The organism is Myxococcus dinghuensis, assembly GCF_024198235.1.
In the GTDB taxonomy this organism is placed as follows: Bacteria; Myxococcota; Myxococcia; order Myxococcales; family Myxococcaceae; genus Myxococcus; species Myxococcus dinghuensis.
In genome coordinates this window covers 348,365-365,417 of sequence record NZ_JAKCFB010000006.1, presented here as the reverse complement: position 1 = coordinate 365,417, position 17,053 = coordinate 348,365, and the positions used below count along the sequence as shown (strand labels likewise).

19 protein-coding genes are annotated in these 17,053 nt (G+C 68.6%); 12 read left to right on the top strand and 7 right to left on the bottom strand.

The genetic code is table 11. The annotated features are described in order from the left end of the window. Window positions 1-118 precede the first annotated feature (118 nt). Entirely contained in the window at window positions 119-415 is a 297-nt protein-coding gene (locus LZ198_RS12130) for a transposase family protein (protein WP_407667414.1), read from the bottom strand. An 877-nt stretch (window positions 416-1,292) separates the two neighbouring features. Beyond that, complete coding sequence (locus LZ198_RS12125; protein WP_253972077.1) at window positions 1,293-2,459, bottom strand: FAD-dependent oxidoreductase; 1,167 nt, start codon at window positions 2,457-2,459, stop codon at window positions 1,293-1,295. 108 nt (window positions 2,460-2,567) lie between these two features. Between LZ198_RS12125 and LZ198_RS12120 the strand changes: the two genes are divergently transcribed. Next, window positions 2,568-3,239 carry a TetR/AcrR family transcriptional regulator gene (locus LZ198_RS12120; protein WP_253972076.1) on the top strand — a complete coding sequence of 224 codons (672 nt, stop codon included), beginning with the start codon at window positions 2,568-2,570 and terminating at the stop codon, window positions 3,237-3,239. 112 nt (window positions 3,240-3,351) lie between these two features. Here LZ198_RS12120 and LZ198_RS12115 read toward each other — a convergent pair whose 3' ends face one another. The 3 genes from LZ198_RS12115 to LZ198_RS12105 form a co-directional block, all read right to left on the bottom strand. Then, on the bottom strand, window positions 3,352-4,023 hold the full coding sequence (locus LZ198_RS12115) for a hypothetical protein (protein ID WP_253972075.1): 672 nt from the start codon (window positions 4,021-4,023) through the stop codon (window positions 3,352-3,354). Window positions 4,024-4,095: 72 nt separating this feature from the next. Next, window positions 4,096-4,539 (bottom strand): hypothetical protein, encoded by a 444-nt coding sequence (locus LZ198_RS12110; protein ID WP_253972074.1) that lies wholly within the window; start codon window positions 4,537-4,539, stop codon window positions 4,096-4,098. Window positions 4,540-4,654: 115 nt separating this feature from the next. Then, the gene (locus tag LZ198_RS12105) at window positions 4,655-5,107 is read right to left on the bottom strand and encodes a GNAT family N-acetyltransferase (RefSeq protein ID WP_253972073.1); all 453 of its coding nucleotides are present in this window, start codon (window positions 5,105-5,107) and stop codon (window positions 4,655-4,657) included. Between the two features lie 453 nt (window positions 5,108-5,560). Between LZ198_RS12105 and LZ198_RS12100 the strand changes: the two genes are divergently transcribed. After that, window positions 5,561-6,787 carry a hypothetical protein gene (locus tag LZ198_RS12100; RefSeq protein ID WP_253972072.1) on the top strand — a complete coding sequence of 409 codons (1,227 nt, stop codon included), beginning with the start codon at window positions 5,561-5,563 and terminating at the stop codon, window positions 6,785-6,787. A 122-nt stretch (window positions 6,788-6,909) separates the two neighbouring features. Next, window positions 6,910-8,145 carry a C58 family peptidase gene (locus LZ198_RS12095; protein ID WP_253972071.1) on the top strand — a complete coding sequence of 412 codons (1,236 nt, stop codon included), beginning with the start codon at window positions 6,910-6,912 and terminating at the stop codon, window positions 8,143-8,145. A gap of 52 nt (window positions 8,146-8,197) precedes the next feature. Here the strand turns inward: LZ198_RS12095 and LZ198_RS12090 are convergent, their stop codons facing one another. Further along, entirely contained in the window at window positions 8,198-8,617 is a 420-nt protein-coding gene (locus LZ198_RS12090) for a hypothetical protein (protein ID WP_253972070.1), read from the bottom strand. 186 nt (window positions 8,618-8,803) lie between these two features. On the opposite strand from LZ198_RS12090, the gene LZ198_RS12085 reads away from it, so the two are divergent. The 6 genes from LZ198_RS12085 to LZ198_RS12060 all read left to right on the top strand — a co-directional run bounded on the left by LZ198_RS12085 (window position 8,804) and on the right by LZ198_RS12060 (window position 14,000). Then, window positions 8,804-10,075 (top strand): CCA tRNA nucleotidyltransferase, encoded by a 1,272-nt coding sequence (locus tag LZ198_RS12085; protein WP_253972069.1) that lies wholly within the window; start codon window positions 8,804-8,806, stop codon window positions 10,073-10,075. Between the two features lie 184 nt (window positions 10,076-10,259). After that, window positions 10,260-11,306: a tRNA 2-thiouridine(34) synthase MnmA gene (gene mnmA / locus LZ198_RS12080; RefSeq protein ID WP_253972068.1), complete on the top strand. Its 1,047-nt coding sequence runs from the start codon at window positions 10,260-10,262 to the stop codon at window positions 11,304-11,306. Window positions 11,307-11,337: 31 nt separating this feature from the next. Beyond that, window positions 11,338-12,105 carry a hypothetical protein gene (locus LZ198_RS12075; protein WP_253972067.1) on the top strand — a complete coding sequence of 256 codons (768 nt, stop codon included), beginning with the start codon at window positions 11,338-11,340 and terminating at the stop codon, window positions 12,103-12,105. A 75-nt stretch (window positions 12,106-12,180) separates the two neighbouring features. Then, window positions 12,181-12,570, top strand: coding sequence for an HU family DNA-binding protein (locus LZ198_RS12070; RefSeq protein ID WP_253972066.1), 390 nt, complete (start codon window positions 12,181-12,183; stop codon window positions 12,568-12,570). Between the two features lie 127 nt (window positions 12,571-12,697). After that, window positions 12,698-13,609, top strand: coding sequence for an SPOR domain-containing protein (locus LZ198_RS12065; RefSeq protein WP_253972065.1), 912 nt, complete (start codon window positions 12,698-12,700; stop codon window positions 13,607-13,609). A gap of 28 nt (window positions 13,610-13,637) precedes the next feature. Continuing rightward, on the top strand, window positions 13,638-14,000 hold the full coding sequence (locus tag LZ198_RS12060; RefSeq protein ID WP_234068464.1) for a cupin domain-containing protein: 363 nt from the start codon (window positions 13,638-13,640) through the stop codon (window positions 13,998-14,000). 27 nt (window positions 14,001-14,027) lie between these two features. Here the strand turns inward: LZ198_RS12060 and LZ198_RS12055 are convergent, their stop codons facing one another. Beyond that, a complete protein-coding gene (locus LZ198_RS12055; protein ID WP_253972064.1) occupies window positions 14,028-14,657 on the bottom strand; it encodes a hypothetical protein in 630 nt (209 codons plus the stop codon). Window positions 14,658-14,751: 94 nt separating this feature from the next. On the opposite strand from LZ198_RS12055, the gene LZ198_RS12050 reads away from it, so the two are divergent. The 3 genes from LZ198_RS12050 (at window position 14,752) to LZ198_RS12040 (ending at window position 16,934) form a co-directional block, all read left to right on the top strand. Further along, window positions 14,752-14,931 carry a ribbon-helix-helix domain-containing protein gene (locus LZ198_RS12050; RefSeq protein ID WP_044281109.1) on the top strand — a complete coding sequence of 60 codons (180 nt, stop codon included), beginning with the start codon at window positions 14,752-14,754 and terminating at the stop codon, window positions 14,929-14,931. Between the two features lie 28 nt (window positions 14,932-14,959). Continuing rightward, window positions 14,960-15,916: a UDP-glucuronic acid decarboxylase family protein gene (locus LZ198_RS12045; RefSeq protein ID WP_253972063.1), complete on the top strand. Its 957-nt coding sequence runs from the start codon at window positions 14,960-14,962 to the stop codon at window positions 15,914-15,916. A gap of 73 nt (window positions 15,917-15,989) precedes the next feature. Next, window positions 15,990-16,934, top strand: coding sequence for an NAD-dependent epimerase/dehydratase family protein (locus LZ198_RS12040; RefSeq protein ID WP_253972062.1), 945 nt, complete (start codon window positions 15,990-15,992; stop codon window positions 16,932-16,934). Window positions 16,935-17,053: the final 119 nt, after the last annotated feature.

Below are 17,053 nucleotides of genomic sequence, written 5' to 3'. Positions count from 1 at the left end.
CGCCAGGCCGACGTTTCCGTGCTTCGTCAACTCCTCCATCAGCTTCCTCACCTGGGCGTCCGTGACCGCCACCTCGGGGACCTCCTTCTCGTCCCGGGCGGCTTACCGGCGCCTTCACTCAAGGTGGGGAGAAGTAATTGTCGCTGGTGGGGAGGAGTAATTGTCGCTGGGCAGCACACTGCGCAGTGGCGAGACGTCGTGTTCTCCGAGCCCGAGAGGGTAGCAAGCGCACCGGCCGCTCCGCGAACGTGCGGCGAGAGCATTCCGGGTTTCGGCAGCAGAAGCGCCGTACACGCAGTTCGAGTTGCACCACGCGCCCCGCGGCGGGCAGGTCCACCGGGCGTCGGACGTAGCTGCCATGCACTGTGTTACTGGGCGTCTGGCAGGAGGGACATCGTGCTCCCGTGCCCTCCATGCTCACCCCGAGGATGACACGCGCCGCGCTACCGGGGGCCACGCGGTCCACTCGACACCCAGGAAATGGGTACAGCGTTTCCATTTCCAGGGTGTATTCGCCCCACTGGCAGCTTGCCGCGTCTGCCTACTTCCCAGAGGGGAACCACACGAAGTGCGGGAGAGCCACGGAACTGGGCTACTCCCACTTCCCTCTTTCCCGCTCGCCCTTCCTCGCCGACTACACACTTATAGGGACACGACCGACGTCCGCAGCGTATCGAGTTCGAAGTACCAGATTCGGCCGGCATCGTCAGGCCAGAAGGTGGTGAGATCGTTACCGACTTCCTTCCCATCGGCATCGACGTAGTAGCGCTTGAGAATGGCTGTTCCTTCAGGGCCAGCAGGTCCCTGGGCGCCCGTGTCGCCTTTCTGTCCAGCGGGTCCCTGAGCGCCCGTGTCGCCTTTCTGTCCAGCGGGTCCCTGGGCGCCCGTGTCGCCTTTCTGTCCAGCGGGTCCCTGAGCGCCCGTTTCGCCCTTCGGGCCCATGGGGCCTTGGGGACCGGTGTCTCCCTTTGGGCCCGTGGCGCCCTGCGCACCTTCCTTCCCTCCAGATTCGGTGGCGTCTTTGCTACATGCAGTCACGAGAAAGAGCATCAGTAGAAGAGTCGTTCGAATTCGTGTTTGATACCAGATTGCAAGCGACACATGGACACGGAATCCGTTCCTGGTCGCCTCTCTCTCGACCGGACGGCGGGGCCCGCCTGGGGAGGGACTCGAAGGCATTCGAGGGGGAGGTCATCCCATCGATACCGCTCGACAAGGCATGTCCGCGCTGGAAGAGGGTGGGGCCGCACGTGTCGCGACGCGTGACGGTCAGTCGCCCCGTTCGATTCCAGTCAGGGTGACGTTCCCTTTTCGAGTTGCAGAGAGGAGGCCGGTGCGGCTCCACCTGTCAACAGGTCGATCAGTCCGTACGGAGCGTTGGCGTCGTCGAAGCAGAGCGCGTGGATCTTCGCGGCCTCGACGGCGGCTTTCGCGCTCCGGATGAACATCGCCTCCTCGTATTCGCGCAGCCCGGCATCAAAGTCGCCGCGGTGCGCGGCCAGGGCCTTGCCGAGCTCCGCACCGTCGTACATCGCGAGGTTGGCGCCCTCGCCGTCGGGCGGGTTCAGGTGCGCGGCGTCGCCGAGAAGCGTGACGCCGGGCACGTGCTCCCACCGATGCCCGGGCGGGAGCGCATGGATCCTCCGGAGGACGGGGGCTGTCTCGCCGTCGGTGATCAGCGCTGTGAGCTCCGGCGCCCAGCCGTCGAACTCCGCCACGACTCGGGCCATCGCCGTCTGCGGGTCGGCGAAGTCGATGCCCGCGATCCACTCCAGCGGCCGGGTGAGCGCGACGTAGGTGTGCAGGACGCCCTGGGGCTCGCGGTGGGTGACAATCCCCTTGCCGGGTGCGAGGGCATAGAGGGCTCCGCCCCCGACGAACTTCGCGCTGGCCGGGTGTCGCAGGTCGGCATCGAGCAGATAGGTCTCGATGAACGAGGTCCCGACGTACGCGGGCTTCGCGTCGGAGAGCAGCGGCCGGATCCTCGACCAGGCGCCGTCCGCACCGACCACGAGGCTCGCCGTCACGGTCGCCCCATTCGCGAATACCAAACTGTGCCTCCCGCCGCCGAGCGGACGGATGGCAGTGACCTTGTGACCCCACTGGACGGCGCCATCGGGGAGTGAGTCGAGCAGGATGCGTCGCAGCGCGCCGCGAGGTACCTCGGGACGAATCCCCTGGCCGTCGTCGGGTTGGTCGAGGAGGACCGCGCCGTGGGGGTCGAGCACCCGCGTGGCGTCGCCACCGGGATGGATGATCTGGCGGAACGCGTCCAACAGCCCGGCCGCCTCGAGCGCAAGCTGTCCGTTGTCGTCATGGATGTCGAGCATGCCGCCCTGCGTGCGCACCTCCGCGGATGCATCGGCCTCGTACACCGTCGCGGAGATGCCGTGGACGTGAAGAACGCGAGCGAGTGTCAGCCCTCCGAGGCCGGCGCCAATGATCGTGACGGGCGTCATCGTGATTCCTTTCGAGCGGGAGGCCGCCAGGGAACATGTCGGCGGTCAATGGAACGGCGTTCCATTGGGCATGCTGGAACGCCGTTCCAGATCTGTCAAGATGGGGCCATGGGTACGGTAAAGCGAGGGTCCGAGCGCCGTGAGGACGCGCTCTCACGCGAACGGATCGTCGAAGCGGCGATCGAACTCCTCGACGACGAGGGAGAGAGCGGGTTGACCTTCCGCGTGCTTGCCACCCGGCTCGCCACGGGAGCGGGCGCGCTCTACTGGCACGTCGCGAGCAAGAGCGAATTGCTCATCGCCGCCGCCGACACAGTCGTCGCCCAGGCAATGGATGAAGCCCCCGTCGCCGCCTCACCGCGCGACGCGATCCGCGGGATTGCCGGCAAGGTGTTCGAGGCGATCGACGCGCATCCGTGGGTGGGCACTCAGCTCGCGCGCGCCCCGTGGGAAGCGCCGATGCTGCGGATCTTCGAGCGCGTCGGGCGCCAGGTCCAAGCGCTGGGAGTTCGAGGCGGGGCCCAGTTCACGTCGGCGTCGGCGCTGCTGAGCTACATCGTCGGCGCGAGCATCCAGAACGCCACGAACGGCCGCCTGTTCGAGCCGTCCGTGGATCGGGTCGACTTCCTGGGTGCGATGTCGGCTCGCTGGAAGGAGCTCGACGCCCACGAGTATCCGTTCCTCCGGAAGATCGCGGCCCACCTGCCCAGGCACGACGACCTCGCGGAATTCCTCGCCGGCCTCGAACTCATCCTGACCGGGATCGAGGCGTCTCTCTGACGATTCCTCGGGATGCCTCGGTGGTTGTTCCCGGCGCGCTCCAGGGCGCGCAGTGGAGCGGCGACTTCGAGAACGCCGTCGGACCACCCGCTGCTCGAGGTCGAACCTGTCGTCAAGGCGCCAGGTCCACTCCCGCCCGCGCAAGGTAGGCCACCGCCTCGACTTCCCCTGGCCGTCCCAAGGCGCTCGTGATCGCGGCCATGAACGGCCCATCCCACGCGTTGGAGTCATCAATCAGGCCTTCGCGGAGGAATCGCTGGAAGTCGTCCTGGCTCGGATGGGACATCTGGAGTCGGCACATGGAGCTGCGGCACTCCAGGGACACGACGCGCGCGCCCCGAGGCATCAGCGCACCGAGCTTCTCCGCGCGCTGTGTGGCGTCACGGCTCCACGTAGGGTCCACGTCTTCACTGAAGAAGCGCGCGTCCATGCGTGCGACCACCTCGTCCGGCGTCGGCTCCGGATGGGCCACTGCCGTGCCTACCGTAGAGCGGTCCGAGTCGGGCGGACCGATGGCCGTGGCGTCCTCCGTGGGACCCGTGGGCGTGTCCACGCGCGTCCCCGCTGCCCGGGCCGCCACCTGGGCCTCCCGCGCGAGCTGCTCGGAGCGGGCGACCGACGCCTCGAGCGCGCGAACCTGCGCTGTCAACCGCTGCACCTCGGTGGCGTCGCGCGCACCGACCTCCATGGCCTTCATGTCGCCCGCGCTGATGAGCCAGTACACGCCGTAGGAAAGCAGCCCCGAGAGCAGGACTGCGCAGGCCCAGATCCAGTTCCTTGTCATGCCACATGAACCGGGGTGCCCACGCGTACGCGGGCATCCCGCTCCGAGAATCACTGGGACGTCCGGCCTTTGCTAGGCATTGTGGTCAACGACGTTGACCCGCCCGCCCGGGTCGAGGTGACAGTTGACGAACAGGTATCCATAGCCAGGAACGTAGGCGTCGGTCAGCGTGATGACCTGCGCCGAGCCGAAGGCGGGGAGCCACCTGCGGGTACCGCCCCAGAAGAGGGTGGCCTCACGATTCACCCCAAGCGCCATGCATCCCACGTTGTTCGATGCCGTGGCGCCGAAGGCCGTGACGAGCACCGTCTTGCTGGTGGCACTGTCGGACATCAGGGGAATCTCGAAGCCCCGCCGAGTCGAACAGCCGTTGGACATGGTGCTTGCGTTCATGATGAAGCAGGGGTTGTCGCCCCAGAGGACCGCCTTGCCACTGCTTGCGGGCACGGAGCGCGCCAACGCCGCGAGTGGAAGGAGGACCCCCCAAAGGACTGCCTGCTTGAATCGCCTCTTCATGCGCTTCTCTCGCGGACTTGGGTGATTCGCGCAAAATCAGCACCAACACTCGAACGGCAACTCCCTAAGATTAGGGATTGCGATTCGAGGTTGGACGCGAGTCCGTACTCAGCAACTACACCGGATCCAGGCACATGAGGACCTCGGCGATTCCATCCGGGGGAAGCGGGTCCTCGTGGCTCATGATGTGGAAGCCACACTTCTCGAGGACGCGGATCGACGCGACGTTGTGGGCCGCGATCCACGCATGAAGTGGGCGGGTGCGCTCGAGCTCGAGAAACTCGGAGAGGGCCCGAGTGGCGATGCCCTGGCCCCAATGTTCGCGACCGATCCAATAGGCGACGAGGCGCTTGGACTCCTGCTCCCAACTGCCGATGTTCCCCACGACCACGTCGCCCATCACGATGGTGCGGCTGAGGTTCCCCGGGCGGAGGACATTGGTGCGCCAGTGGGTCATGAACGCATCGCGCTCCCGCGATGAGAAGGCGGCCATGCGCAGCGCCTCGGGGTCGCGCTGGTGTTCGAAGAAGATGGGAAGGTCCTCTTCCGTGACGTCGCGGAGAAACATGGTGGAAAGGCTCCTTCCAGTCCGCGTCGCGAGGGACGTCGCGAGGCGAGTGGCCGAGGGACTCTATCCGCGTTCGGGCTCGACGACGCGCGGGAATTCGGACCGGCCTCTCGCACCCGCCGGGCGTGAGCGTCCTTCCGTGCCACGTCTGCACGCCCTGCAAAGTTCGCTGCACTCTCCGAGAAGGAACCGTGCAGCTCCTGCATGACTCCGGCCCCTGACGGTCGAGTCCTCCCGAGGGCATGCGCATTGCTCTGGCCCCTGGCTCTCGCGGCCCACGTGGTCGCCTAACCTGGAGCACGAGCAACGATGCGCAGCCCATCTCCCCATGGCGTCGAAGCAAGATCCTCTCTTTCCTGGTCGGGGCGACTCGTCGCCGCGGCGTTCATCCTCTCGTGCGCGATGGGGTGTGGAGCTCCCGCGGAGGAGCCGTCTTCCGGGTCCCCGGAGCCCTTGGGCGAGGTCTCCCAGTCGCTCGACTGGAGCATCACCTCCGTCGGGGCCCAGTGGGCGAACTTCTGGTGGAGCGTGATGCCCTTCACGATCAACCAGCAGGAGTACGTCATGGTCTACACCCGCGCGGGAGGCATCACGCGCTTCGATCGGTTCACACCGGATGGCTTCGGGACCGTCAATCTCAAGCAGACCACGCTCGCCGTGTCATCGGATCCGGAGAAGAACCCGGTGAGCATCTTCATGCCGTACTACGTGAATGGCGTTCCGCACTTCATCGCGTACTCGGTCTACTCGGGCGACGTGATGTTCGCCCGCATCAACGCGGATGGCAGTGACTACACGGTGCTCTCCCGGGGTGTCTGGGGGAAGGGGTGGAGTTCCCTCGTCTCCTACACCATTGGTGGGCAGCCCTACTTCATCGCGTACAACGTCACCACGGGCCAGGTCCACTTCGACAAGATCTCCGCGGATGGGAGCGGGTTTTCCATCCTCGCCTCGGGCTTCTGGGCGCCGGGCTGGAGTTCCATCGTGACGTACAACAGCCTCGGGCTTCCCTATCTGGTCGTGCACAACGGTGATACGGCGCTGACGCGCATCGACGCCATCAAGCTCGATGGGACCGGGTCGGTCAATCTCAACTCATTCAACCTGGTGGGGCACAACCAGTTCTTCATCGGGTACCAGGCCCTCACGGTCTTCCAGCAGGGCCTGAAGACATACCTCATGCCCTATTGGAGCGTGGCGGGCGACGACAGCCAATACGAGATCGTCGAGGTCTCGCAGGACGGAACAATCACCCGACTGGGGAAGGCTCCTTGGGACGGTGACTTCGACATCGCGGCCCCCTACAAGATCGGCTCGCAGAACTACTTCATCGCGTATTCTGGCGTCACCGGGAAGGTCTTCTTCGACAAGATCACCTTCGCGACGGCCACACCGCCTACGCCACAACCGAGCCAGCCGTGGATCTGGGCGACCCAGGTCGACAACGCCGTGCCCTGGGGATGGAAGATCAGCGGCGCTGGGTTCCAACCCAACTCCACGGTGGGCATCAACGTCACCGTCAACGGCGTGCCCAGTGGCTATTTCGTCGGCACGAATGCCCTCGGGAGCTTCAGCGCCACCATCGTCAATCTCCCCTGCGTGTCGCCGAACGTCTCGAACTGGCAGGTGACGGACGGCTCCGCGTCCGCATCGCTCCAGGTCAAGTGCACGGCGTTGTAAGCGCATGCCACTCCACGGGGGGCGCGCAATTCGTGCGCCTTCCGTTCACGCGGGCAGGGGCGTATGTTCATGCGCCGGGCGAGCCCGGTGGACTCGGGTTCGCGTGACCCTGCGAGGATTCCATGCCCCCGACCATCGGCCCGAAGCCTGGCGCGCTCCCCCCGCGCGTTCCGGGAAACACCTCCCCGACGACGCCGTCTTCCTCTTCGAAGCTCCCCGAGTCCTCGACGGCGACGAAGCCGCTCTCGCCCACGTCGACGTCGACAGGGGCGCCTCCTCCCGCGAAGCAGGATGTCTACGCCGGGCAGAAGCCGGCCCCGGGAGCCGGCACGCCGCAGTTGGGGGATACGCTCGCCCATCCCACGAAGGCCCTGCACGAGGCCTCCCTGTCGAAGTCGAACGTCGCGCCGCAAGACCTCCAGCAGTTCCAGGCGGAGGCCAAGACGCTTCGAGAGAGCCTCCGCTCCGGCATCAAGCCCTCGGGACACATCCAGAAGATCTGCGACTCCATCCAGAGGGATGTCCCGAACGCGGCGGTGCTCCATTACATCGATCAAAGCTCGAACGAGATCATGCAGAGCGAGGCGGCACGAACGGGCTTCTCCGAGGGCTCGCAAGGCGTCTGCAATCAGATGACCAACCAGTGGATCAATCTCCACGCGTCCTCGCAGGATCCGAAGGCGGCCACCCGGCAGTTCTCGGAGCTGGTCGAGCACAAGTTCGTCAATCTCGTCATCGGCCAGCACGACGAGGCCGAGCGGACGAAGCAGAACGATCAAGCCGTCCGAGCGCTCCGATCCCAGGCGGACACGTGCATCGCGGAGGCGAAGACGGCGAACGCGAAGGTCCTGGAGTTGCAGACCAAGATGAAAGCAGGCGCCACGCTGACGCCCGCCGAGGTGTCCGAGTTCAAGACCCAGGATGCGCTCGTCGATTCGAAGTTCGATGAAGCGAAGGCCCTCGTCGCTCGAATGGAAAAGATGAAGGAACTCCCTGGAACGGTCGTGTTCCAGGGCGATGCCAACCAGTTGGCCTCACACCTGAAGTCCGGCCCGCTCGCCGACGGCTTCTACCGTCTCGAGATGACGCCCAAGAAGGCCCAGGATGGCGACGACTCCGGCCACGTGCTGGGACTCCACAAGTCGGGTGGGACCTGCGGTCTGATGGACCCCAACACCGCGCACTGGCAGGTGCCCTCCCAGGAGGACCTCGGCGCGTTGACGATGTCTCACGTCAAGCAGCTCTACAAACCTGGCATCTTCGGCAACACGGGGAGCGGCTTCGCGGCCTCCCAGTACGCGCTCCGCCTCATGCCCGCCGGACAGCCTCCCGGCTCCAACACGACCCCGACGAGCTGAGCACGCGCCCGCCAGGGCCGGAGTGGTCGACTCCGGCCCCGGGGGACAGGACTCACTTGGGGACACACTCCTGGAACTGGCAGGTCTCCTTCGGGGAGCAGATGAGCGGGCCGCTGCCTCCGGCGCCCGTTCCCTCCTTGCAGCACACCGAGCCGGGCTCCATGCAGCCATCGACGTTCGGGCCGCAGTGGATGCAGGCCAGTCCCGGCTGGCAGATGACCGGGCCCACGCCGCCGGCCCCTGTTCCCGGGGCGCAGCACACCGTGCCCTTGGGCTGGCAGGAGAACTCCGAGCCGCAGCTCAGGCACTCCTCGCCGGCCTGACAGGTCTTCTCACCGCAGACGCCTCCGCCGCCGCCCGCGTCGCCGCTGCCCGGCAAGGTGGTCCCTCCTTGGCAGTTCTCGAAGCAGCCCGAGAGCGTGCACATCACCAATCCCAACAACACCAGGTACTTCCGCCGCTGTGTCTTCATGACTTCCCCCATGGACTTGGCAATTCGCTTGCTGAGAGCCTCCATGAGCCCCCTGGTCCATGAACGGTGCCCCGCGTGGATCTTCCCGGCGTATGTCCAGGGCCCGCGCGGCGAGGTGTCCAGCAGGCGGGGGAACCCGTCTTCTCCCTTGTGGGAATCGCGCTCCGCCCGTTTCATTCGGGCACCATGCTCGCGAACCTCCACAACGCCGACATCCCCCGGCCCGTGCTCGACGTCATCGCCCGGTTGCGGGAGCAGGGGCATGCCGTCTACCTCGTGGGTGGCTGCGTCCGGGACATGGTGCGCAAGGTCCACCCCAAGGACTTCGACGTGGCCACCAGCGCCCTCCCCGAGGAGGTCCAGGGCGCGTTCCGGAAGGTCATCCCCACGGGCATCCAGCACGGCACCGTCACGGTGGTGCAGGGGGGCACCCATGTCGAGGTGACCACGTTCCGCTCGGAGGGGGACTACCTCGACGGCCGCCGCCCCAGCTCCGTCGCCTTCGAGCGCGACATCGTCAAGGACCTCTCCCGCCGCGACTTCACCATCAACGCGATGGCCTACAACCCGCTGGACCGTGAGCTGGTCGACCCCTTCGGAGGACAGGCGGACCTCCAATCCCAGCTCATCCGCTGCGTCGGCTCCGCGCTGGAGCGCTTCTCCGAGGATGGCCTCCGGCCCATGCGCGCCGTGCGCTTCGCCGCCGTGCTCGGCTTCTCGCTCGACCCGGCCACGCGCGACGCCATCCCCGCGACGCTCGGCGTGTTCCGGAAGGTCGCCCTCGAGCGCGTCCGGGAGGAGCTGACCAAGCTGCTCCTGTCGCCCCGCGCCGAGGGCGGACTCGTCCTGCTCTCGGAGACGGGGTTGCTCGACGTGTTCCTCCCCGAAGTCGCCCGCGCGGACCCGGAGGCGGCGCGCCTGGCTCGGGCCGCCACGCAGGCCGCGCCGGCGGAGATCGAACTCCGGGTCGCCGCGCTCCTCGCCGACCTCGTGGACCGCACGCGCGCCCGCGACATCGGCCTGCGCCTCAAGTTCCCCAACAAGGTCGCCGACCTGGTGGCGCTCCTCGTGGAGAATGCGCGCCTGGAGGACCGGGTCGCCGACTCGGACCCCGCGCTCCGCCGGCTCCTCGCCCGGGTCGGGCTCGCGCAGCTTCCCCACCTGGTCGCCGTGGCCCGCGCCCGCGTCCAGGTGCGCGCCCCCGAGCGGTGCGCGGAGCTGGAGCAGCTCGTCACGCGGCTCGAAGCCCTCGCCGCCGCGAGGCCCCCGCTGGTCGCCAAGGACCTGGCGCTCACCGGCGGCGACATCATGGCGACCCTGGGCGTCGGCCCGTCGCCCATCGTCGGCGAGGCGACGCGCTTCCTGATGGAGTCGGTCCTCGACGAGCCGTCCCTCAATACGGCGGAGGCCCTCAAACAGCGCCTCTTGTCCTGGCACTCGGCCCGCCCGACGACCTGAGGGCCCGGGAGTGTCCACTCGGAGGCGCCTGGGCCATGGGCCCGCTCGCCTGCCCGGATGACCACCCGGGGCAGGGGAGGGGAGTCCGGACCGCGTCCGGGCCACCCTCGCCGCGTCCGGTTCGGGGTGGTTTCGGCGTCCTCCCGCGTGCGCCCGGACGTCGGGGCGTGTAGGAAGGGGCATCATGCGAGTCGTCGTTGCGATGAGCGGCGGGGTGGATTCCTCGGCCGCGGCCGCCCTGCTCAAGGAGCAGGGCCACGAGGTCATCGGCATCACCCTGCGCGTCTGGTCCTACGAGGGCAAGGCGAAGTGTGGGAGCTGCTGCAGTCCCGACGACATCGACGACGCCCGCGCCGTGGCCCAGACGCTCGGCATCCCGTACTACGTCGCCAACGCGGAGGAGATCTTCCAGGACCGCGTCGTCAATCCCTTCGTCCAGTCCTACCTGGGCGGACGTACGCCCATCCCCTGCGTGGCCTGCAACCGTGACGTGAAGTTCAACTTCCTCCTCAAGCGGGCCCGGGCGCTCGGCGCGCGGCTCGCGACGGGCCACTACGCCCAGGTCGAGGAGGTCGACGGACGCTACGTCCTCCGTCGGGGCGCGGACGCGGCCAAGGACCAGAGCTACTTCCTCTTCACCCTGGGCCAGGACGAGCTGCGCGACATCGTGTTCCCCGTGGGCGGCATGACCAAGGCGCAGGTGCGCGCCATCGCCGAGCGCCACCACCTCCCCACCAGCCAGAAGCCCGAGAGCATGGAGATCTGCTTCGTGCCCGACGGCGACTACGCCGGCTTCGTGGAGAAGGTCGCCGGCCCCCAGCCCGCCGGGGACATCGTCGACGCCGACGGCCAGGTGCTCGGCACCCACCAGGGCATCCACCGCTACACGGTGGGGCAGCGCAAGGGCCTCAACCTGGGCGGCGGTCAGGTGCGTTACGTCCAGCGCCTGGAGCCGGAGACGCGACGGGTCGTCGTGGGCAGCGCGGACGAGACGGGCCGCGAGCGCTTCGGCCTGCTCCAGCCCCACTGGGTCGACGGGCCGCCAGCCCCGGGACAGCCCGTGGACGTGCGCATCCGCCACCGCCACGCAGGGACCCAGGGCCGTGTGGAGATCTCCCCCCACGGCCTGGTGTCGGTGCGCCTGGACGCGCCCGCGCGCGCGGTGACTCCGGGACAGGCCGCGGTGATCTACCATCAGGACCGGGTGCTGGGCGGCGGCTGGATCATCTGAGCTCGGGTCGTTCGAGAGGAGGGAGTCGGACATGGCGCGGCACCTCATGGGGTGTGTTCTCGCGGTCGCGGTGCTCGCCGCGGGCTGCAAGCAGCGCTCCGACAAACCCATCGCCGGGTTGCTCGCCGCGGGCGCGCCCGTCCTGCGCACGGTGGGCAAGGAGCAGCGCCCCGTCGCCGTGGGCGCCCAGCTCACCGGGGACATGGAGCTGACCGCCTCCGGGCCCGCCGTCATCGAGTACTTCGGCGGCGGCCTGCGCTTCCTCGAGAAGGGGGACTCGCTGGAGGTCGGCGACGCGAAGGAGGCGAAGCTCCACGGCGCCAACCTCCCACCCCGCCGCTGGGCGGACAACGCCGTACAGGAGACGCCCCGCGCGCAGCGCATCGTCGCGGCCCGGTACACCAACGTCCAGGTGACCCCCAAGAGCGCCCACGAGGACGCCTACTCGTCCACCCAGTACTTCGTGGCGTTCTTCACGCCCAACGGACTCCAGAAGCTCGGCTCCGACGTGCAGCACGAGGGGCCCCACCAGCCGCTGCCGCCCCCGCCCCACCGGCCCAAGGTCCCCTTCATCCACGCGGGAGACCTGGGGGAGGGGGGCCTGGTCGCCACCGTCGAGGACGGCTTCGCCATCGCCGAGACGGACGACCTGGCCACCGCCGTGCTCCTGGAGGGGCGTGACGTCCCCCTGGGGCGCACCGTGCGGCTCATCGTCCCGGATGGCTCCGAGGTGGTCCTGAAGACGCCGGACGGCACCGAGGTCGAGGTCGAGGGCCCCGTCGATCTGCGGATGCGCTGACCCTCCGACCGCCGCCGGTTTGTCCTCGCGGGCGTGGCTTCTGTAGAGTCCACCGTCCCTCGGCGGAGGTCTGCCATGACGAGGAGTGAGCTCATCGAGCGCATCGCGCAACGTGCTCCCCACGTTCCGCGGCGTGAGTTGGAGGCCATCGTCCATGCCGTCTTCGACTGCATGGCCGGATCGCTCGTGGCCGGTCGGCGCATCGAGCTGCGCGGCTTCGGCGTGTTCGCCGTGCGCACGCGCCGCGCCCGGACCGGCCGCAACCCGAAGACGGGGCAGATGGTGTCCGTGCCCCAGCGGCGCACGCTGTCCTTCGCCGCCGGCAAGGAGCTGCGCGAGCGGCTCAACGCCCCGCCCGCCGACGTCCCCCGGGCCGAGCCGCCCGCGCGCGAGCCCACCGCGTCGCTGACGACGCCTCCGGCGCTCGTGGCGAAGCCGCTCGTCGCCTCGTCCGTGCCGGGGTGACGCCAGTCGCGGTTCCGTGAATTTGACCGGCCTGGAGGTGGGGCGTACGGTGCCTCCACGCCGACGCTACAGGCCGCAACACGGACCCGTGTGGCCCGCTGTGTCCGCGTGTGAGGACTGCCGAGCCATGCGTGACGCCCACCGGATGAAGGAGAAGTTCGACGTCTCTCTCGACAACCGGCAGATCGTCAGTCTGTTGATCGCCGGCATCGTCGTCCTGGGCGCCGTCTTCGTGCTCGGCGTCGTCGTGGGCAAGAAGCTCGCGGGGGACGCCCAGACGGCCACCGCCCCCGACCTGCTCTCCGCGCTCGACGCCAACGCCCAGGCGCTCCAGGCCGTCCAGCAGAAGGAGCAGCCCTTCACCTATCCGGACGAGCTGACGCGCAAGACCGGCTCCGAGCCCGTCGCACCCCCGGCGCCCAAGCCCGTCGCCGCGAAGCCCGCGGCCGCGCCGGAGAAGCCCGCCGCGCCCAAGCCCTCGACGCCCGCGGGGAAGCCCGCCACCGCGCTGGCCCCGACGCCGGACCCGGACACGGGCGAGCTGCCTCCCGAGGAGCCTTCGGAGGAGCCCACCACCGTCGCCGTCGCGGCGCCCAAGCCCGCAGCGGAGCCCGTCGCGGAGAAGAAGCCCGCGGACAAGCCCGCGCCCGTCGTCGCGGAGAAGCCCGCCGCCGCCACGCAGGTGTCCGGCAAGGTGGAGGCCGCCGCCGTGCCGACGCGCACGACGAACAAGGAGGGTGGGGGGCTGAAGGAGGCCATCGCCCGCGTCGCCGCCCAGCCGCCGGACCCCTCCGTGAAGGGTGGGGCGTTCACGCTCCAGTTGTCGGCGTTCCAGGACAAGCAGGAGGCCGACCGTTTCGCCGGCCGGTTGCGTGATCGGGGCTACGCCCCCTATATCGTCACGGCGGAGGTGTCCGGAAAGGGCACCTGGTACCGGGTCCGCATGGGGACGTTCGCGACCAAGGATGCGGCGTCCCGGTATCTGGCAGACTTCAAGCGTGAGACCCAGCTCGACGCGTTCGTGGCCGGCACGAACTAGGGCGGGGCCGAGGAAGACGGGAAGCACCATGACGACGACGAGGCGGGTGGAGAAGCCCTGGGGCCACGAGCTCATCTGGGCCCACACCGAGCGCTATGTGGGCAAGCTGCTGCACGTGAAGCAGGGCCACAAGCTCAGCCTGCAGTACCACAACAAGAAGGACGAGACGATCCACGTCCAGAGCGGCAAGCTGCTCTTCGTCGTCGACGAGGGACAGGGGCTCATCGAGCGGGAGATGAACCCCGGCGAGAGCTACCACATCAAGCCGCTGACGAAGCACCGCATGGTCGCGCTCACCGACTGCGACATCCTCGAGGTCAGCACCCCGGAGCTGGACGACGTGGTGCGCCTGGAGGACTCCTACGGGCGCACCGGCACCAGCGCGCCGTAGCGCGGCGTCACCCCGTCCGCGGCCCGCTCACTGCTCGCGGGCCGCATCCGGATTGCGGGTCCACTTGTCGACGGTGCCGTCGCCGTCCAGGTCCTCGCCCAGCCGGTCCAACTGGCCGTTCTCCCAGTACTCCCACGAGTCCACCCGGCCATCGCCGTTGGTGTCGCGCTCCTTCCGCACCAACTGCCCCTTCTCGTAGAAGGTCGTGGTGTCCGCGCGGCCGTCGCCGTCGAAGTCCCGCTCGCGACGCGTGTTGGCGCCCTTCTCGTAGAAGTACGTGGCGTCCACCTTGCCGTCGTAGTCCAGGTCCATCACCTCGCGCGTCAGGGCCCCGGCCGGGTCGAAGAAGCGGGTGAGGTCCACGCGCCCGTCCCAGTTCAGGTCCAGCTCCTGGCGCACCTTCCGGTAGCGCTCCTGGCCGTCCTCGCCGCGCTCCACGACGATGTAGGTCCACACGTCCGGCTTCCCGTCGCCGTTCACGTCCTGCTGGCTGACGCGTTCGTTGCTCGCCGGGGGGGCGTGGACCGCCTCCGCGCCCGGCGCGGACACGCCCTTCTCCGCGGTGCCCCCCGGTGTCCCGCCGGACCTGCTCGCGCAGCCAGTGAGGAGTCCCGCGGTCAGAAAGCCCAGGAAAATCGAGCGGTTGCTTCGGGTCATCGGGCGCTCCGGGGAGGCGGGTGGGCCTCCCTCGTGTCGCGCGCACGAGATGCTTTCGCGCGCCACGTCATTCCATATATTTTCACATATCGCCATGGCCCGAAAGAAGATCAGCACCACCATCTACATCACCCCGGAGCAGAACGAGCTCCTGAAGGCGCTGAACCAGAAGACCAAGGTGCCCGTGGCCGAGTACATCCGCCAGGGCATCGACCTGGTCCTGGAGAAGTACAAGGCGCAGCTCCCCGGGCAGGCGACCTTCGACGAGATTTGAAAGAACAGAGAGGCGCGACGTGAAGAGCATGCAGGGAAAGCGAGTCGTGGTGTTGGGGGGCGCTGGGTTCGTGGGCTCGCACCTGTGCGAGCGCCTGCTGGACGACGGTGCCGCGGCGGTGACGGCGGTGGACAACCTCATCACGGGCAACGAGGCGAACCTCGTCAGCCTCCAGGGGCGGCCGGGCTTCCGGTTCGTGAAGGCGGACATCGTGGAGGGCATCCCCGTGGAGGGGCCGCTCGACTACGTGTTGAACCTCGCGTCGCCGGCGTCGCCCATCGATTACGCGAACCTCCCGCTGGAGACGCTGCGGGTGGGCTCCATCGGCACGGAGAACGGGCTGAAGCTGGCGGAGGCGAACAAGGCCGTCTTCCTGATGGCGTCCACCTCCGAGGTGTACGGGGATCCGCTCGTGCATCCCCAGCGCGAGGACTACTGGGGCAACGTGAATCCCATCGGTCCGCGCTCGGTGTACGACGAGGCCAAGCGCTACGCGGAGGCCGTCACGGCCGCCTACGGGCGCAAGGGCGTGCAGGTGCGCATCGTGCGCATCTTCAACACCTACGGCCCGCGCATGCGCCTCAACGACGGCCGCGTGGTGCCGGCCTTCGTGGGGCAGGCGCTCAAGGGCGAGGACTTCACCGTCTTCGGTGACGGCAGCCAGACGCGCTCGTTCTGCTACGTGAAGGACCTGGTGGACGGCCTGGTGCGCCTGGCCCTGTCGGACGAACCCAACCCGGTCAACATCGGCAACCCCCGGGAGATGACCATCCGCCAGTTCGCGGAGGCCGTGCGCGCGGCGGCCGGCGGCGGCGGGAAGATCATCGAGAAGCCCCTGCCCAAGGACGACCCCAAGCAGCGTCAGCCGGACATCACTCGGGCGCGGACGTTGCTCGGGTGGGAGCCCAAGGTGCCCTTGGAGGAAGGTCTGCGGGAGACGATCGCCTTCTTCCGCGAGGTTGCCGTGCGTCGCACCTCGGCATAGGTTGCCGCCGCGAGAGACCCTCGGAAATCGCAGTCAGGTACGGCCACGGCCGGGTGGCGGGGAGACGGATAGCGTGAAAGTCCTGGTGACGGGTGGCGCGGGCTTCATCGGCTCGCACGTGTGCGACGAGTTCCTTCGGGGTGGGCACGAGGTCATCGCCCTGGACGACCTGTCCGGCGGCAAGCGGGAGAACCTGGACCCGCGCGTCCGGCTGGCGGTGCACGACATCCGCAGCCGGGAGGCCTCGGAGCTCATCAAGGCGGAGAAGCCCCAGGTGCTCTGTCACCTGGCGGCGCAGATGGACGTCCGGCGCAGCGTGGACGACCCGGGCTTCGACGCGGACGTGAACATCCGCGGCATGCTCAACCTGCTGGAGGCCGCGCGGGTCTCCGGTGTGAAGAAGGTCATCTTCAGCTCCACCGGCGGCGCCATCTACGGCGAGCAGGACGTGTTCCCCGCACCGGAGAACCACCCGACGCGGCCGGTGTCCCCGTACGGCGTCTCCAAGGCGGCCGGCGAGCTGTACCTGGGGTACTACCGGGCGCAGTACGGCCTGCCGTACGTGGCCCTGCGCTACGCCAACGTGTACGGCCCGCGACAGAACCCGCACGGCGAGGCGGGCGTGGTGGCCATCTTCTGCCAGCGCCTCATCCAGGGGCAGGGCTGCACCATCTTCGGCGAGGGCAAGCAGACCCGGGACTTCGTCTTCGGGCCCGACGTGGCCCGCGCCAACCGGCTCGCCTTCGAGAACGACTACGTGGGGGCCATCAACATCGGCACCGGCGTGGAGACGGACATCAACCGCCTCTACGCGCTGCTGGCCGAGGCCGCCGGCTCCTCCGCCGCCGTGGCCCACGCCCCGGCCAAGCCGGGCGAGCAGATGCGCTCCTGCATCGACAACCGCCTGGCGAAGAAGGTGCTGGGCTGGGAGCCGACCGTGGACCTGAAGGAGGGCGCCCGCCGCACCGTCGCCTTCTTCCGGGAGAAGGTCGGCGGTCCGGGCCGCGCCCACGGCTGATCGCCGCCGCTGGCGCGCCAGTCCCCCGGGGTGTGCCCGGGAAGGATGGGGGACGAACAGTCCCCCGCGGAGCCGTTCCCCTGGTGGGACACCGGGCGGACCGGGCGTGGACCCTGATG

Excerpts from the sequence above, each read along its gene's own strand:
- LZ198_RS12130 (WP_407667414.1), bottom strand. The coding sequence starts at position 415 with ATGGAGGGCACGGGAGCACGATGTCCCTCCTGCCAGACGCCCAGTAAC.
- LZ198_RS12125 (WP_253972077.1), bottom strand. The coding sequence starts at position 2,459 with ATGACGCCCGTCACGATCATTGGCGCCGGCCTCGGAGGGCTGACACTC.
- LZ198_RS12120 (WP_253972076.1), top strand. The coding sequence starts at position 2,568 with ATGGGTACGGTAAAGCGAGGGTCCGAGCGCCGTGAGGACGCGCTCTCA.
- LZ198_RS12115 (WP_253972075.1), bottom strand. The coding sequence starts at position 4,023 with ATGACAAGGAACTGGATCTGGGCCTGCGCAGTCCTGCTCTCGGGGCTG.
- LZ198_RS12110 (WP_253972074.1), bottom strand. The coding sequence starts at position 4,539 with ATGAAGAGGCGATTCAAGCAGGCAGTCCTTTGGGGGGTCCTCCTTCCA.
- LZ198_RS12105 (WP_253972073.1), bottom strand. The coding sequence starts at position 5,107 with ATGTTTCTCCGCGACGTCACGGAAGAGGACCTTCCCATCTTCTTCGAA.
- LZ198_RS12095 (WP_253972071.1), top strand. The coding sequence starts at position 6,910 with ATGCCCCCGACCATCGGCCCGAAGCCTGGCGCGCTCCCCCCGCGCGTT.
- LZ198_RS12090 (WP_253972070.1), bottom strand. The coding sequence starts at position 8,617 with ATGAAGACACAGCGGCGGAAGTACCTGGTGTTGTTGGGATTGGTGATG.
- LZ198_RS12085 (WP_253972069.1), top strand. The coding sequence starts at position 8,804 with ATGCTCGCGAACCTCCACAACGCCGACATCCCCCGGCCCGTGCTCGAC.
- mnmA (WP_253972068.1), top strand. The coding sequence starts at position 10,260 with ATGCGAGTCGTCGTTGCGATGAGCGGCGGGGTGGATTCCTCGGCCGCG.
- LZ198_RS12075 (WP_253972067.1), top strand. The coding sequence starts at position 11,338 with ATGGCGCGGCACCTCATGGGGTGTGTTCTCGCGGTCGCGGTGCTCGCC.
- LZ198_RS12070 (WP_253972066.1), top strand. The coding sequence starts at position 12,181 with ATGACGAGGAGTGAGCTCATCGAGCGCATCGCGCAACGTGCTCCCCAC.
- LZ198_RS12065 (WP_253972065.1), top strand. The coding sequence starts at position 12,698 with ATGCGTGACGCCCACCGGATGAAGGAGAAGTTCGACGTCTCTCTCGAC.
- LZ198_RS12060 (WP_234068464.1), top strand. The coding sequence starts at position 13,638 with ATGACGACGACGAGGCGGGTGGAGAAGCCCTGGGGCCACGAGCTCATC.
- LZ198_RS12055 (WP_253972064.1), bottom strand. The coding sequence starts at position 14,657 with ATGACCCGAAGCAACCGCTCGATTTTCCTGGGCTTTCTGACCGCGGGA.
- LZ198_RS12050 (WP_044281109.1), top strand. The coding sequence starts at position 14,752 with ATGGCCCGAAAGAAGATCAGCACCACCATCTACATCACCCCGGAGCAG.
- LZ198_RS12045 (WP_253972063.1), top strand. The coding sequence starts at position 14,960 with ATGCAGGGAAAGCGAGTCGTGGTGTTGGGGGGCGCTGGGTTCGTGGGC.